General features: G+C 44.0%; 15 protein-coding genes. 6 read left to right on the top strand and 9 right to left on the bottom strand.

Annotation, left to right across the window (positions count from 1 at the left end):
* Positions 1-57 precede the first annotated feature (57 nt).
* From MHN09_RS17245 to MHN09_RS17235, 3 genes are read right to left on the bottom strand one after another with little or no spacing between them, the layout of a single operon-like run.
* Positions 58-846, bottom strand: coding sequence for a CLCA_X family protein (locus MHN09_RS17245; protein WP_081099449.1), 789 nt, complete (start codon positions 844-846; stop codon positions 58-60).
* A gap of 25 nt (positions 847-871) precedes the next feature.
* Complete coding sequence (gene fldB, locus MHN09_RS17240; RefSeq protein ID WP_061095887.1) at positions 872-1408, bottom strand: flavodoxin FldB; 537 nt, start codon at positions 1406-1408, stop codon at positions 872-874.
* 17 nt (positions 1409-1425) lie between these two features.
* A complete protein-coding gene (locus MHN09_RS17235; RefSeq protein ID WP_239241585.1) occupies positions 1426-3288 on the bottom strand; it encodes an alkaline phosphatase family protein in 1863 nt (620 codons plus the stop codon).
* A gap of 271 nt (positions 3289-3559) precedes the next feature.
* On the opposite strand from MHN09_RS17235, the gene MHN09_RS17230 reads away from it, so the two are divergent.
* Positions 3560-4681, top strand: a complete 1122-nt coding sequence (locus tag MHN09_RS17230) for a hypothetical protein (protein WP_039231220.1) — start codon at positions 3560-3562, stop codon at positions 4679-4681.
* Positions 4682-4782: 101 nt separating this feature from the next.
* Here MHN09_RS17230 and msrA read toward each other — a convergent pair whose 3' ends face one another.
* Positions 4783-5328 (bottom strand): peptide-methionine (S)-S-oxide reductase MsrA, encoded by a 546-nt coding sequence (gene msrA / locus MHN09_RS17225; protein ID WP_014950741.1) that lies wholly within the window; start codon positions 5326-5328, stop codon positions 4783-4785.
* Between the two features lie 224 nt (positions 5329-5552).
* On the opposite strand from msrA, the gene MHN09_RS17220 reads away from it, so the two are divergent.
* From MHN09_RS17220 to MHN09_RS17210, 3 genes are all read left to right on the top strand, one after another.
* Positions 5553-5948, top strand: a complete 396-nt coding sequence (locus MHN09_RS17220; protein WP_239241583.1) for a DUF393 domain-containing protein — start codon at positions 5553-5555, stop codon at positions 5946-5948.
* On the top strand, positions 5938-6663 hold the full coding sequence (locus MHN09_RS17215; protein WP_239241581.1) for an SDR family NAD(P)-dependent oxidoreductase: 726 nt from the start codon (positions 5938-5940) through the stop codon (positions 6661-6663). The genes MHN09_RS17220 and MHN09_RS17215 overlap by 11 nt, the downstream gene beginning before the upstream one ends.
* A 311-nt stretch (positions 6664-6974) precedes the next feature.
* Positions 6975-8396, top strand: coding sequence for a sodium-dependent transporter (locus tag MHN09_RS17210; protein WP_014950738.1), 1422 nt, complete (start codon positions 6975-6977; stop codon positions 8394-8396).
* Positions 8397-8510: 114 nt separating this feature from the next.
* Here the strand turns inward: MHN09_RS17210 and MHN09_RS17205 are convergent, their stop codons facing one another.
* On the bottom strand, positions 8511-9323 hold the full coding sequence (locus tag MHN09_RS17205; RefSeq protein WP_239241579.1) for an NAD-dependent epimerase/dehydratase family protein: 813 nt from the start codon (positions 9321-9323) through the stop codon (positions 8511-8513).
* 166 nt (positions 9324-9489) lie between these two features.
* Complete coding sequence (locus tag MHN09_RS17200) at positions 9490-10320, bottom strand: DUF2884 family protein (RefSeq protein ID WP_239241577.1); 831 nt, start codon at positions 10318-10320, stop codon at positions 9490-9492.
* A gap of 346 nt (positions 10321-10666) precedes the next feature.
* On the opposite strand from MHN09_RS17200, the gene MHN09_RS17195 reads away from it, so the two are divergent.
* Complete coding sequence (locus MHN09_RS17195) at positions 10667-10858, top strand: hypothetical protein (protein ID WP_014950735.1); 192 nt, start codon at positions 10667-10669, stop codon at positions 10856-10858.
* A gap of 75 nt (positions 10859-10933) precedes the next feature.
* Here MHN09_RS17195 and MHN09_RS17190 read toward each other — a convergent pair whose 3' ends face one another.
* Genes MHN09_RS17190 through MHN09_RS17180 form a run of 3 tightly spaced genes read right to left on the bottom strand, consistent with a single transcriptional unit; the run spans position 10934 to position 14079 of the window.
* Entirely contained in the window at positions 10934-12271 is a 1338-nt protein-coding gene (locus MHN09_RS17190) for a mechanosensitive ion channel domain-containing protein (RefSeq protein WP_014950734.1), read from the bottom strand.
* Positions 12272-12274: 3 nt separating this feature from the next.
* A complete protein-coding gene (locus tag MHN09_RS17185; RefSeq protein ID WP_014950733.1) occupies positions 12275-13168 on the bottom strand; it encodes an acyltransferase in 894 nt (297 codons plus the stop codon).
* Entirely contained in the window at positions 13165-14079 is a 915-nt protein-coding gene (locus MHN09_RS17180; protein WP_039231212.1) for an acyltransferase, read from the bottom strand. The genes MHN09_RS17185 and MHN09_RS17180 overlap by 4 nt, the downstream gene beginning before the upstream one ends.
* A 113-nt stretch (positions 14080-14192) precedes the next feature.
* On the opposite strand from MHN09_RS17180, the gene fghA reads away from it, so the two are divergent.
* A complete protein-coding gene (gene fghA / locus MHN09_RS17175) occupies positions 14193-15035 on the top strand; it encodes an S-formylglutathione hydrolase (protein WP_049588737.1) in 843 nt (280 codons plus the stop codon).
* The last annotated feature ends 110 nt before the right edge of the window (positions 15036-15145 follow it).

Raw genomic sequence — 15145 nt, 5'->3', positions numbered from 1 at the left:
GCTCATTAACACTTGTTGTTGAAAAAATGCTCAGTTTCACAGTAATAAAACAACAAACTAGGTTTGTTTATGTGAAATAGCGACACCTAATTGGTAAAAATACAACATCAATGCCTGATTGAGTGATGTACGCAAGTTACCATGAGGATAAATGCCAAGTCTAGCTTCCATTGATTTTTTTGTCCCCTGCACCAAAAATGCATTCTTGATCTCGTGATCTTGAATACAGGCTTCAAATGCGCGGGCAGCCATCTCCTGAGGCATAGCATAATAATACATTTTTAACACGCGATCAGCTTCTACGGATCGCACAAAGTACTCATTTGGTCTTTTTTGATCATTTAGGAACAATAGCGAGAAACAATCGCTCAATTTTTGATTTAACGGATGAGGATTCATCGGGGCATTGTCGAGCCAGGCCTGTGTGGCAAAGCTACCGGCGGCAATACCGTCGAACATGCGCGGCGCAATATAATGATCGAAAGCGTGAAACCATTCGTGGGCTAGCGCTCCCGCTCCTGCATTTTTTGCTAGCGCAAGCTGTCTCTTCGCACTGTTGTAGTGGGCACTACTGTGTTTTTGACCGCCACTGCCAAAAGCCAGTGACAGGGATCCGTTTAACGATAACACCTGTTCATTGATATTTAAGATCGCGACCAGATCGTAAAGCGCATCGAAAAAGAGGTTGGCAGCGATCTGTTGTTCTTCTGCTGTTACCCATCTACCCACAGTGATCGTAGCGAAATTAAACAGTTTGCGAATATCTTGAAATGAAACATCAGCGCCGTCCCTGTGACTTGGGCCGTTGCGATAAAACTGCTGATGAATACGGCCTTTACTTTCCAACACTGACATCCGAAATTTATAGGCGTTAAGCCATCGAGACCAATAACTGTTCGCACCATGCTTCGATGCGCGCGTCTGTTTTGTCGTATTGGTTTTCATCGTCAAGAGACAGGCCAACAAACTGAGTTTTGTCTTCGGTTAACGCTTTTGAGGCGGTAAACTCGTATCCTTCGTTTGGCCAATAACCTACGATCTTACAGTCTGATGGCAATATTGCATCGTGAAGCATGCCTAGTGCATCTTGAAACCATTCACCGTAACCAAGTTGATCGCCAAGTCCGAATAAGGCGATGGTTTTCCCTGATAAATCCAAACCGTGCACTTCTTCCCAATGAGACTCCCAATCTTCCTGCAGCTCGCCAAAGTCCCACGTTGAAATACCAAAAATGATAATGTCGTATTCGGCCGTGCGCGTTAGGTTAACGTCTTTAATGTTGTGAAGGTCAACAATATCTTCGTCGAAAAGGCTATTGAGCTGCGCTTGGATTTTTTCTGCTGCCATTTCGGTATAGCAAGTTGTTGAGCCGTAAAATAATCCGATGGACAGTGCGCTATCACTCATTAGATACCTCTTTTGAACTAATCGTCTTTAGAAGCTGGGAATTCTACCTCGTTACCGTTGCTCAACAAAGCTTTGCACTGAACATCGGTGTTTTTCTGTGAAATTTTTAATACACCAATGGCGCAACCGTTGAATAATTCGCCATAGCCCAAACTTGGCTCTCTCGCTTTTACTGACATATTTCGACGTCTTGTGAAAAGGTTGAGGGGTGATTTGGAGCGATAAAGCACGCGGTTTAATCTATCTAGCCATTTGATCAATCCATCCGGAAAGGCGTTTTTTAATCCACTGCAGGTGAACTGGGTGATGTGAGGGCTGTTGCGCCTAAAGCGCAGGCGTACATCGTATACAAAGGAATAGTGCACATCGCCAGATAGAATGATGAAATCGGGGGGCGTTTTGTAATGCCTGAATATGTTTAATATAACGTTCGCGGTGCCTTTGTGGGCCATCCAGTTCTCAGCATCAACAGTAAGCGCCTTGCCAAAAAACGTAAACACCTTTTGAATGGCTTCGATAACCTTTACACCATAAATGGGAGCGGCAGAGACAACGATGACAGATTCTTTGCCAATTATAGAATGCTGAAAATCACACAGTGCTTCCCAGTCCATTAGCCCCGAGGGCTTATTCATATTAGATTCACTGCGCCAACGCTGCGTGCGGGTGTCTAAAACCTCAATAGGTGGTGTGGTATCTAAACGATAATGCCACTGATCAAAATCCAAAAGATCATCAATGATTTCATCGTGCGAGTTTAAACCGCTTTCTCCCATTGATTCTTGTACTTTAGCAATTAATGGCGCTACTTTTTTTGGTGCATTTCCCCAGCCTTGGCAAAGCAGGTAGCCGATAAGCGCATTGCCGATCATGCGTTTTGACAAAGGGTTTCCATAGACTTCTTGTTCCCAGCCCCGGGTTAAGTTCCAGTCGTCGGTAACATCGTGATCGTCAAAGATCATATAGGTAGGAATGTGTGCCAGCGCCCTACGTACCTGCGGTAGCTGTTTTACAAAGCCGTTAAGCGCCTCGTGTTCTTTGTCGAAAATAGCGTGGTATTTTGGGGGGATCCCATCTTTATCTATATTGATATCAGCCCAAAGCGTGTCGGACCACACTAGTAAATACATAGCGATGATCTCCGCACTGCCAATCAAATGGTTTTGCGCGTTTACTGATGTGAATACCGGTTTTTTCTTAGCACCAAAGAATATTGAAGACAGTACCGTATTGGTCGCAATTTGAGGAAGAAGCTGCTCTCGTTCGTAATACCCATGTTCATGTGTGGCAAGTTCATTAGTGTTGGTTACTACTGCTCCTTCCAGTGCTTCATGATAAAGGCCTAAACGGTCAATCACGCTATGTATGGCTTTAAGCATAGGACCTGCGACATCATCAGCGTAAATTTGATCGCCCGTCATCAACAGAAGGTCGGGAAAATCATTTTGCTTTTTGAACGCATTTTTATGGAGTACATCTACTTGTGCTAGGGCATCATCACTGTGAAAGTGAGGCTTGCGGCATGAGCCGTGCAATATGGTCTCGGGAGTCTCGGTGTAATGGAAACATAAGGAAGACTGCCCATCGTAAAGAAGCCCGCGTTGTTCATCTTCCCATGAAGCCTGCTGAGCGTCGTCGCTAAATGATAGCGAGTAACCTATCCGCGCAGTATCTTCGAAGGGCTCTGACGAAGTGAAAGAGAGCAAGTGTATAAATGCGTACTTACCTACGCGTACGGTTTCGCGTTGACAACTGCCGCTGACGACTTCATTTGCAGATAGATTTAGCGTAGGTGAATCGGCGTTACTGGTTACTACCCAAATATGACATTCTGTAGATGTCACCTTTCGTACTATTGGACCTGCAATAACTTGGGGCAAGTGCTGCGTAGAAATGACGCTCTCCTTTAATTTTCGTCAATATTAATACACGTAAGCGTGTTAACTAAATATGCTGCACATTAATTGAAAACATGATGACAGCACGGCTATTTAACGTTGCCAAATCATATATGTACTCAGCAAACCTGATGTCTATCGCATAACCTTACTCTTTTTTGTGAATAAACGGTATGCTCGATATACTCCCTTACAATTTTTTCAGTTTTACCTTTTGCTCTCGTCTTAATAAACGGAGAGAGGACTTCACACTATGCTAAAATATTTAACCAGTGCTGTGCTAACCACTTTACTGATAAGCGCCTGTAGCGAGCCGAAAGACGTTGTTATCACTCCTGAACCTCAAGACTTAACAGAAGTCACTGTGGGTAAATGGATCCTTGATGAAAAAGGCAACGTTATGTTTGATCCTCAAACCTCAGGGTTAGTGGTGCTAGACGGTCAACTTGTCACTATCGCAGATGCTAGCGCTGATACCACTCAACAGTTGAAACTTCATAGCATTTCACCAGATACCGCAACGCTGAGCGCATCGAGCGAACGCTTTTCATTTTCCAATACCGTGCGCCGAAGCTGCTTTTATAGCTATTTGAGCGAGCAACCTGATTTAGAAGCGCTAGCCGTAGACCCCAGAGACACTAACGTAATTTATACGGTTACCGAAGATGCTACCCGTACCGGCGCGTTAAGCCCTCGCTGTGAAACCAAATACGAGGAAACAGGGTCAACAGATTACCCTACCTTGTTGGTAAAATTGACACGAAAAGATAATGGCTCGGTTGAAATGTCGGATGTGCGACCTCTTCAGTTTCCCAACGATTTTGAAGTAGGTAATTTTCCTAACGACGGCATTGAAGGGTTGACGATGGCTGAAGACGGCACGTTATATCTGGCGCTAGAGAAAGATAAAGCAGGACAGCCAAGAATTTTTACATTGGCTGTTGATGAAGACTTTTTCTCGTCGAATGATTTTGCCACAGTGAGCGAGCCTAACCTTCAACTTCCTTCGTTTACTTCAGGTAATCATCCTATCAATGGACTGGCGTTATATACTCATTCAACGGGCGCATCCTATTTGTTTGGCGCAGCAAGAAACGACAATGAACTGTGGGTAATTGATGTGAGTGGCAGTAAGCCAACAAAGCGTATCCCTATTACTTTCGACGTTGCCGGCGATCAGAGTTGCGAACAATACACAATGGATAATTCGTCGATGGAAGGACTAGTGACCATTGAAAATACCTTGTGGATCATTAACGATCCTTGGGAGAAAAACTACCTTAAAAACGCGACGTGCGAAGCTCATAAGAAGCGTTATGAAGACTTAGCGCCTTTATTGTTTCCATTAGAAATTAACAGCGTTTGGTTTGAATAATAAGAAAACGAATAGATTGAAAAACAAAAGGGTTGCTTTTAAGCAACCCTTTTTATTGTTGGCTAACGCTATTGATAGCGCGCTTAATATCGCTGTTTTATTTATGCGTCGCTGCGAAGTCGAGAAGCGAAGGTTTTTTTGAACTTCGCAAGTTTAGGCGCCACCACCATAGAGCAATATTGGTTTTGTGGATTATTTTTGAAGTAATCTTGGTGGTAGTCTTCGGCGTCGTAGTAGTTATTTACTGCTACTATTTCAGTCACTACGGGATCGGGCCAAATCTCTTCTTCTGTGATTTCTGCGATAATTTTTTCTGCTTCAGCTTTTTGTGTATCGTCGTGATAGAAAACCGCGCTGCGATACTGTGTGCCTACATCATTGCCCTGTCTGTTAAGCTGTGTAGGGTTGTGCAGCGCAAAGAAAATTTCTAGTATCTCTCGGTAGCTAATGCTGTCGGCATCAAACGTCACTTGTACCACTTCAGCATGGCCAGTATTTCCTTTGCATACCTCTTCATAGGTTGGATCGGCCTTTTCGCCTCCAGCATAGCCAGAAATTGCTTTTTCCACGCCTTCAACGCTATTAAACGCTGATTCGATACACCAAAAGCATCCGCCTGCCAACGTGGCGACTTGTAAATTTGCCATAGTAAAAACCTCTCTTAATCTTTGTCTGTAGTGTGGGTGCGGGTAGGTCACAACACAAGTCATCCAAGCGTGTTTTTTTATCGTATAAACGAATATTAAATAAGAATAATGTGCGAGCTGAGTGAAAGGTTTTAACATGTGAGGCTAGCTGCTTTCTTTCAAGCAGTTTGCAACTGGTAAGAATGCGTATAAACGTGTTCAAAATTTGGCAGAGGTATTCAGTCGTGATTATTTTCTATGACGGGTATTGTCCGTTGTGTATCGCTGAAATGCGTCATTTAAGAAAAAGAGACAAGCACAACAAATTAACATTGGTAGATATTCAGGCCCCCGATTTTTCGAACCGTTATCCAACCATGGATTGGCATGCACTCAATGCAAGAATTCACGGACTTCGTGAAGACGGGACGTTGATAACTGGCCTTGATGTCACTCATGAAGCATGGAAAGCCGTGGGCATGGGTTGGCTATATGCACCGCTTCGCTGGCCTGTTATTCGTCATGTAGCCGATGCTTTCTACAATGTATTCGCAAAGCATAGATACACTATTTCATACCTGTTAACAGGTAAAAAACGCCAGTGCAATCGCTGCATACCTGGAGAAACCAGTGAAAAATAACGTCCTTATAGTGGGCGCGTCGGGCGGTATTGCGTCTGCGCTTATTGAGCAATATAGCAGTGAAGGTGCTAGGGTGTTTGCGGTTAGTCGCGCCCCTTTATCTGACACTAATCATTATGGGGATGTTACCTATCATCAGATGGCCGAACAGGACGATAGGCACATTAGCGAATTTGTTGAACAGCTGGCTGAACAGCAGGTTGTGTTAACTACGGTAGTTATCACAACAGGCTTTCTACACCGCGAAAGCGATGGCATTCATCCTGAGAAGCGTTTGGAAGATGTCAGTGAGCAGGCCTTAGCGGCTTATTTTTCGACTAACAGCATTATTCCCGCAATGTGGCTCAAGCATTTGGTGAATATTATGAGTAAAGAAGGCTCAACCCTTGTTTGCTTAAGCGCGAGAGTAGGGAGTATTTCAGATAATGGACTTGGCGGGTGGTACGGCTACCGCGCGTCGAAAGCGGCGCTCAACATGTTGGTTAAAACGGCGTCGGTAGAATACAAGCGCAGATTGAAAGACGTGATGCTTGTTTGTTATCACCCTGGGACGGTTGATACGGGGCTTTCTAAGCCTTTTCAAAAGAACGTCGCCGCCAAGAAACTGTTCACGCCTGAGTTTACCGCTAAACAGCTCATTCACCACCTTTCGGCGCTTAATCGAGACCAAGCTTGTCATTTTATCGACTGGAATGGCGAAGTGGTAACTTGGTGATACGGTCTAACATCATTTCAGCAAGTCCAACATCAAGACTTTTTATTTCACTGCTGTTACCATGCTATTTTTGGGAATGGTGCAGCGTATTGATAAGCCCATAGAGGTAGCAATACAACGCGTTGACGCCACACGTGAGTCATAACAACAAACGCCATCCTGATAATAAATAATACCAGTTCGCTCGGCTTGATTCTTACGAATAGTAAGTACCGACAACCACCATAAATTGTGAGCACACGACGTTTTTGTGCATCACAAGGCGTGATACGGCGAACTGCTATAACAATAACTCAACAAGAGGAAGGGATATGAGCGGGGCCAGAGAACAGTTCGGATCGCGCATAGGTTTTATTTTGGCAGCTGCAGGTTCTGCGGTAGGCATAGGTAATTTGGTAGGGTTTCCTGTCGGTGCAGCTAAAAATGGCGGTGGTGCATTTCTTTTAATGTACGCTATTTTCGTTTTTGCCATTTGTTTACCGGTAATGCTGGCGGAAATGTCAGTAGGTCGCCATGCTAAAAAAGACCCGCTTGGTGCATACAGTGATATAAGCGGTAATGAAAAGAAATGGAAAGTCGCGGGGTGGCTAGCTATTGCTACGCCATTCATGATTGCCGTTTTCTACATGGTTATTACCGTGTGGCTTTTCGGCTATTTGTTCGAAGCAGTAAGCGGAAATCTAGACAAGTTAGCTAACCCAGAAACCTTTGGGCTGTTTATTAACTCAGAAGCCATATTTTTATACATGGCGGCCGTTGTTGGTGTGGTCTACCTCATCCTTCAAGGCGGTGTAAAAGAAGGGATAGAAAAAGCGGCAAAGCTGCTCATGCCTGCGCTATTCGTGATGCTAATCGGTCTCGTTATCTTCGTATTAACCCGCGAAAATGCGATGGCTGGCGTTGAGTTCTACATCGTTCCTGAGTTTTCAAAAATTACTGCTGAAGTGGTGAATGGTGCGCTATCGCAGGCCTTTTTCTCTCTATCGTTGGGCATGGGTATTCTTATAACCTATGGTAGCTACATTGATAAGCGTGCAGATGTACCGAGCGCTGCCAAGCTGGTGGCGTTAACGGATACAGCCGTGGCGTTCACTGCGGGTTTGATGATCCTTCCAGCCATCTTCTCTTTTAACCCAGACATTAACCCTGATGATTTAAGTGAATCGTCAGTGGGCATGATTTTTACTTACCTGCCTAGTATCTTTCTAGCGTTACAAGACTCGATTGGATATATGGGCGCATCGATTGTCGCTAGCTTGTTCTTCTTATTAGTGTTCTTTGCGGCAATTACGTCGCTAGTGTCTATTTTTGAAGTACCTGTTGCGGCGCTTATGGATGAAAAAGGTGTAAGCCGTAAATGGGCGCTTGGGTCGCTAGGAAGCATTATGATTTTGCTAGCCATCCTAAGTGCGTTGTCATTCGGTAAAGTTGATATGCTTACGTCGTTTATGCACTACGCTGGCGCAGATAAATCACTGTTTGATGTCATTTACGATGTGTTCTACGACACGATTTTGCCTTTAAACGGCTTGCTAATTTGTTTGTTTGTTATTTATCGTTGGAAGAGTGCAAACTTCAATGCTTCTTTGGAAGAGGGCAGCAGTGGTTACAAAGGCAGCTGGTTTGAAAAGTACGTGGATATTTCGCTGAAAACCTTTATTCCGCTTATTTTACTCGTGATTTTTGTAAACACGGTAGCGGTAAAATACTTCGGGTTGAGCCTATTCGGATAGTCAGGTTTTACAAGAAATGACGTGAGCTAGCAGTGAGCTCAACTTAAAAACGGCAAGCCTAAAGCTTGCCGTTTTTGTTTGTGTCAGAGTATGTATTTTCACTAAGTGTAAAGCCTAAAACATGCGATAGGGGTCGCTATACTCTGGTGTAATATTTAGCCTTGCCCAGCTTTGTGCGGCGTCAATCACTTTGCCAGCAGGTTCCGCTTTAGTATCAGAAAAGCGAGGAGCATCAATATCCATCGCCTTCGCTGCATCCACGTAATAAATACCGCGCTTAGGATGAGACAAGCTGCAAAGGTGAATAACATCGTTAAGCGGCTTGCCACAAATGATGGTCGTCAGCGCAGATACAATGTCGTACACATGTACAAGGTTTATTCGCTTATTTCCTGCATCTAACTGTTTTCCACTTAACGAGCGGGCGGGGTGACGGTCTGGGCCTACTAAACCGGCTAGGCGAACAATACTGATATCAACCTGACCTCGTTTAGACAATAAATAGTCTTCAATAGTCACGTGGGCTTTGGCCGAGGCTGTTTGCGGCTGTGTAGTGCTGACTTCGGACACTACCTCATTTGTTGCATCGCCGTAAACCGACGTGGTGCTGATAAACACGATATGCGCTACCTTTACGCTGATGGCTGCGTCTATCAACTGCAGCATATTGTTGGTGTATGACGCGAGATCTGTGTTTCTCCTGCCAGGGGGAATATTTAGCAACAAGGTAGCGTTTGGCAAATGGTTACAAAGCGCTGATGTATCTTCGCCCAGGGCATATTCAATTGCGGTGATACCTTGGTCTTTTAACGCGAGATGTTTCTGTTGGCTTCGAGTGGTGCCAACAATATTGACCTTGCCTGAAAGTGCTTTGCCCACATAGCTGGCTAACCAGCCGTAGCCACTAATTACTACATTTTGAGTCATCAATTAAATACCCCTTTGTTTAGGGCTTAAGAGTACATTAATTGAAGGGCGGTTGTCGTTAACTGTAAAAATGAAAAACCGACTGGGTTACAGTCGGTTTTCTAAGGTGAGTGGCTAGCGTTGCAAGTCGTTTCGTTTTGCGCGTTTAGTTCGCTAAATGTTCCAACTACATTTTCATTTCGTCGTTGTGGTCATGGTGGTTGCCTTGATCAATATCTAGCAGGTTCAAGTCATCTAGCCCCGATATGGATGCCTGCATTTTGCCTTCGGCATAATCTGCTTTCTTCAGTACCTTACACAATGCATCGCCTTTTTCTTCTAGCGCAGCCGCTTGGCTTTCTAAGCGATATTCTAAATCTTCACTCCAGCGCTCCATCTTTTGCTCAAACTCAGACATATCACCGCCTTCCCACAACATTTGTGTTCCTACCGCAATAAGTATTCTACCCATAGACTCACTGATTAAAGACTCAATTTGCGCTTCGAATTCTTGCTCCCAGCTTTCGTCAAACCAACCTGGCTCATCGAATTTAGTTGAATCAACGCGAATATTCCCTGCGTCATCATAGAATGAAGTGTTTAGTTTGGTTTCAAGTGAGTCGAACAGTTCACGAAAATCGTCACCCATTTGATCGCCGCCTAACAGTTCAGTAAAGACTTCAGTTACTGCCACGTTGGCAATTTGCAGCCCTTCACTGGCGATATTCAAGGTCATAGGGATGGCGATATCAATGTTGTTGTAATATTCACTTACCCAGCGCTGTTGTTCGCTGTCAAGCGATACTGGTTCGCCGTTAATGGTCATATTGTGATGGGAGTCAATCGTCATCACTGAGCCATTGTCCATCTGTACCGTTAGATCACCTTGGTAATATTGAATATGACCATCAAGCTCCATGTCACAACTGTTGTTTTGAAAGCTGCTGTCATGCGCCAATGCGTGGCCGCTCATTAAAGTACTGGTAAGGGCAACTGAAAGTAATAGTTTCTTAGACATTGTTCATTCCTTAATTTACGTGTGACGCGTTAACGAAAGTGCTCGAAGCAAACTGCAATGCGTTGTAGTGTCACTGTCAAATAGACGCTAACGATACTCGCTGTTATACCTAAGGTAGAGCAATGGCCTTGCCAATATTTAATATCTATATCTTTCAAATGGTTAGTGATATTTGATGATTTCTTTATGCTCTGCTAAATACACTATTTAGTGAGATTACCAACTAATTAGTAGTTTTGACTAAGATCAATTAATACCAATAGCGGTACATTTAAGCCAATCCAAGCATGGTTAAATCTTATTTATTGGTGCATAATACCGCCAATATTTTTAAGGGGTTATCACAATGGCTGATTGGATTAATGCAATTATGTTTGGTGTTGCGCTAATTGCCTTTACGCTAGGGCTAAGCAGCATCGTTATGGGCTTTATGACTGCTAAAGCAGGTGCTGAAGGTATGCAGGAAAAAATCGAGTACGGTTTTTTTGGCGTTACTGGTTTAGTACTTTGCTTACTGATGGCCTACGCATTGGCTTAAGCGATAAGCATTAAAAAAACCGGCTATCTTAGCCGGTTTTTTTTCGTCTTGAACAAGTCTTTATTCATCACTGCCTTATCGATTAGGTTCGCTCTTCTCCTGAGCATCCTCAGGCGCATTGTCGCTTTCGGGACTATTTCTATAAGCGCTTTGTTCGCGATGGGCAAGCAGCGACAAATGTCCATCACGTTGATAAGCGCGTAAATCGAACAAATCCAGCATAGCCATAACGTGGTCGAAAATATCCGCCTGTACTTTTTCGTACCTCACCCATTCCTTTTGTGCACTGAAGCAGTAAATTTCTAAAGGTAAACCAAGCTCATTAGGCGGTAGCTGCCTAACCATTAGGGTCAGTTCTTGGTTTATATCCGGGTGCTTGCGCAAGTATGCCTCTAAATAAGCTCTAAAAGTGCCGATGTTGGTAAGGCGACGGCTGTTTAGCAGATCCGACTCATCAATGGAGTAATCTCGGTGATAAGCGCGGAGCTCATTTTTCTTCTTATCGATATATTCGTTGATATAGCGAATTTTCGAAAAGCGCTCTAGCATATCGTTGTCACAGAGCTTAATAGAGTGCACATCAATATAAATGGCGCGCTTAATTCTGCGTCCGCCAGACTCTTGCATACCGCGCCAGTTCTTAACTGCTTCTGTAGTAAGGCTGTAAGTCGGCAGCGTAGAAATGGTTTTATCCCAGTTTTGTACTTTGACGTTGGTAAGGCCTATCTCGAGTATTTCACCATCTACTTCATACTTAGGCATGGCAATCCAGTCGCCCGTATTAAACATGCGGTTAGCGGCTATTTGAATGCCGGCAACAAAGCCCAGAATGGTGTCTCTGAATATCAATAGTAAAACAGCGGCAATGGCGGTTAAGCCAGACACAATAAGTAGCGGGCTTCTGTCTACAATTAATGAAATACTTAATAGTATGGTGACAATAGCAAATGCCAATTTGGTAACTTGAATAAAGCCAGTGATAGGTGCGCGTTTAGCAAGCGCTGAGGCGTTATAAACGTCTTCCACTGTGCTCAACATGGCATATAAGGCAAGAAGGCCGCTATATAGCATGTATAGCTGAGCGCTCTTTATCACCATACCGTGCATCACGGCTTCATCGCTAATAAGTACCGGTGTGGTTAAGTAAATAAACAGGGCAGGAAACAGGTGCATTAAGCGACGGAAAAATCCGTGCTGCTGCAAGGCGTTGTCCCAGAGGTTATTGGATTTGTATACCCAACTGGCTATCTGGGGGCGCACCAATAGCCTTGCGATAATATAGATTACCGCCGACACCACTAAAATACTACTTAGTGCGATGACGTTATACAGCGGATCTTCAGTAGTAAGATTCGGGAAAATATCATTAACTATGTGAATAAAGTTATCGCGTACTGAAGCACTGACTTCCATTAATTACGACTCCAACATTTTCTTTATACGGTTGTCTTTATTTTCCCATAGACCGTTCAACCAGTTTTGGAAATAAAGACGAAACTCAGACTCAGTGCGTTCTGAATGCTGTTGTAATTCAGGTACCGGCGTAACGTTCACATCGATCACGATTTTTGTCATCTGACCGCTAAGCATTGCCATCATAGGATGACGCTTATTTTCCGGGTAAAGCAGCGAGATATCTAACACGTTGGTAAATAATTCGCCCATAGCTGAGAGCGTAAAGGAAACGCCGCCGGCTTTGGGGGGCAGGAGGTTTTCATAGGGACTTTGCTTTGACAGATGCTTCAATGAAGTAAATCGAGTCCCCTCTACGAAGTTAATGACCGTGGTGGGCACCGTTCTAAACTTCTCACAATACGCTTTGGTGGTTTCGAGATCCTTTCCTTTTTTCTCTGGGTGCTTTTCCAAATACGCACGGGTGTATCTGTGCATAAACGGCATATCAAGTGCCCAGGCACCCAGTCCGACAAATGGCAGCCAAATAAGCTCTTTCTTAAGGAAAAATTTGGGTGCAGGAATGCGGTTCGTTGCGAATTCAATGAGCAGAATAATGTCGAGGTAGCTTAAATGATTGGCAATAATCAGATACCAACGGTCTTTTGACAGTTCGCCGTGTACCGAACACTCAATATCGACGCGGTTGAACAAGCGTATCATGAGAACGCTGACCCGTCCGAAGCTAAACATTAGCCCGTGCATCACTTTATTCCATGCTGTTCTTATCTTTCCGTTGGGCATAATAAGTTTTACCAAGCCCAGTAAGATAATTAAGCCTCCCCACAACGCAAGATTGAGGATTTGTAGTGAAGTATGTAATACGAAAATAAAAGGAGCGAGTACTGCGCGAATCATAATGGTTTCTGTGTTGCGTTTAGTGAATCTAAAAGTTGATCTTTGGCATGCCAGCGTTCATTCAACCACGTCTGAAAACGGGCTCGAACTTGCGGATCATCAAAATAATTGTCGCTGAAAATGCCGTTTTCCATAATGTCTTTGATGGGCATTACGTTGATATTCACTCGAATATCACGAACCTTACCACTAACGAAGTCCCAGAAAGACGGTACGCCGTTCGGATAATCAATTGTGACATCAATAAGCTTATGCAAATGATCGCCCATCGCAGACAAAACGAATGCTATGCCGCCTGCTTTAGGCTTAAGTAAATGAGTGAAAGGCGAGGCCTGCTTGTCGTGCTTGGCTTGCGTAAAGCGCGTGCCTTCAACAAAATTCATAATACTTACAGGCTTATTTCTAAATTTCTCACACGCTTGGCGCGTGGTTTCCATATCCTTTCCTTTCAAATGCGGGTTTTTAGCCAAAAATGATTTGGAATACCGGCGCATAAATGGAAAATCGAGTGCCCACCAAGCCAGACCTAAAATGGGAACATAGATAAGCTCTTTTTTGAGGAAAAATTTCAAAAATGGGATTCTTCGGTTAAATACACGTTGAAGAACTAAGATATCGACCCAAGATTGATGGTTAGCAACAACGAGATACCAATCATCTCGAGTGAGTTTTTCTAGTCCGTTTATTTGCCATTTGGTGCGTCCGCTGATGCGCTGATTCAGGTTATTAACGCCGATCCACGCAGTCGCGCATGCGTCGAGTAAATAAGAAATGAATCGTCGCCACGGCGCAATAGGTATAAGTTTAAAAATAGCCAATATAAAAATAGGCGTTGACCACACTACCGTATTGACGAAATAGCAGATGACCGAAATAGTGCCAACAATATGATGCAACAGTGCTTTTACCATTGTACTTACCTCAAAAATTAGGCGCTTAGTGTAAACGAACTTGATCTAAAATCCGATAGAGCCTTTACTGATTCCACAATAAAGGTGCAAATTTACGTATTTAAGGAGCTGAAATGGAGCTTATTGGCGAAAATAGAGCATTCGGGGGACGGCATTTACGCTATACCCATAAAGCTGAAACAACACAATGCGATATGACCTTCGCAATTTTTCTTCCCCCTTTCGCCTCGAAAGAAAAGCCAGTGCCCGTGCTTTACTGGCTGTCAGGGCTAACATGTACCGACCAGAACTTTATGCAAAAAGCCGGTGCAATGAAGCTAGCGGCGGAATTAGGTATGGCTATTGTTGCGCCCGATACATCCCCCCGTGGCGAGAATGTTCCTGACGACGAAGAAGGATCTTATGACTTTGGCCTTGGGGCAGGCTTCTACGTTGACGCTACGCAGGCGCCGTGGGATAAGCATTACAAAATGTATAGCTATATTGTGAACGAGCTACCAGCGCTTATTGAAAGCGAGTTCCCTGTAACCAAAGAGCGCGCTATTAGCGGTCACTCAATGGGCGGACACGGTGCTTTAGTTATTGGCATGCGTAATCCTAATAAGTTTGTATCGGTATCGGCCTTTAGCCCTATCTCAAATCCTTCAGATTGTCCGTGGGGCGAGAAAGCCTTAGGTCGATATTTAGGCGATGACAAGGCAGCATGGCAGGATTACGACGCCTCGTTGCTATTAGCAAGCAAAACACACAGTGTACCTCTGCTAGTAGAGCAAGGGACAAAAGATGAGTTCTTGCACGAGCAGCTGAAACCTCAGTCACTTGTTCATGCTGCGCAACAGTCAGATACGCAACTTACGCTTAACATGCATGAAGGTTACGATCATAGTTACTTCTTTATTGCATCATTTATTGAAGAGCACTTGGAGTTCCATGCAGGACATTTGGGGCTAATTTAAGCGTATAATACATGTGTCGTCCTAATATAGGTTGACAGTTATTAGGCCAGCTCTCGAAGCTGGCCTTTTCTATTATGCACTGCGTTAGGCGTTTCCATATCTAATGCTAA

The sequence above is a fragment of the Alteromonas sp. MmMcT2-5 genome (assembly GCF_022348315.1).
GTDB lineage: Bacteria > Pseudomonadota > Gammaproteobacteria > Enterobacterales > Alteromonadaceae > Alteromonas > Alteromonas macleodii.
The sequence above is the reverse complement of the archived record's forward strand: the minus strand, read 5'-3'. Positions and strand labels throughout refer to the sequence as shown.

Bases quoted from the DNA above. Each gene is read 5' to 3' on its own strand.
- fghA (WP_049588737.1), top strand. From the start codon at position 14,193: ATGGAGCTTATTGGCGAAAATAGAGCATTCGGGGGACGGCATTTACGC.
- fldB (WP_061095887.1), bottom strand. From the start codon at position 1,408: ATGAGTGATAGCGCACTGTCCATCGGATTATTTTACGGCTCAACAACT.
- MHN09_RS17180 (WP_039231212.1), bottom strand. From the start codon at position 14,079: ATGGTAAAAGCACTGTTGCATCATATTGTTGGCACTATTTCGGTCATC.
- MHN09_RS17190 (WP_014950734.1), bottom strand. From the start codon at position 12,271: ATGGAAGTCAGTGCTTCAGTACGCGATAACTTTATTCACATAGTTAAT.
- MHN09_RS17205 (WP_239241579.1), bottom strand. From the start codon at position 9,323: ATGACTCAAAATGTAGTAATTAGTGGCTACGGCTGGTTAGCCAGCTAT.
- MHN09_RS17210 (WP_014950738.1), top strand. From the start codon at position 6,975: ATGAGCGGGGCCAGAGAACAGTTCGGATCGCGCATAGGTTTTATTTTG.
- MHN09_RS17200 (WP_239241577.1), bottom strand. From the start codon at position 10,320: ATGTCTAAGAAACTATTACTTTCAGTTGCCCTTACCAGTACTTTAATG.
- MHN09_RS17195 (WP_014950735.1), top strand. From the start codon at position 10,667: ATGGCTGATTGGATTAATGCAATTATGTTTGGTGTTGCGCTAATTGCC.
- MHN09_RS17230 (WP_039231220.1), top strand. From the start codon at position 3,560: ATGCTAAAATATTTAACCAGTGCTGTGCTAACCACTTTACTGATAAGC.
- MHN09_RS17185 (WP_014950733.1), bottom strand. From the start codon at position 13,168: ATGATTCGCGCAGTACTCGCTCCTTTTATTTTCGTATTACATACTTCA.
- msrA (WP_014950741.1), bottom strand. From the start codon at position 5,328: ATGGCAAATTTACAAGTCGCCACGTTGGCAGGCGGATGCTTTTGGTGT.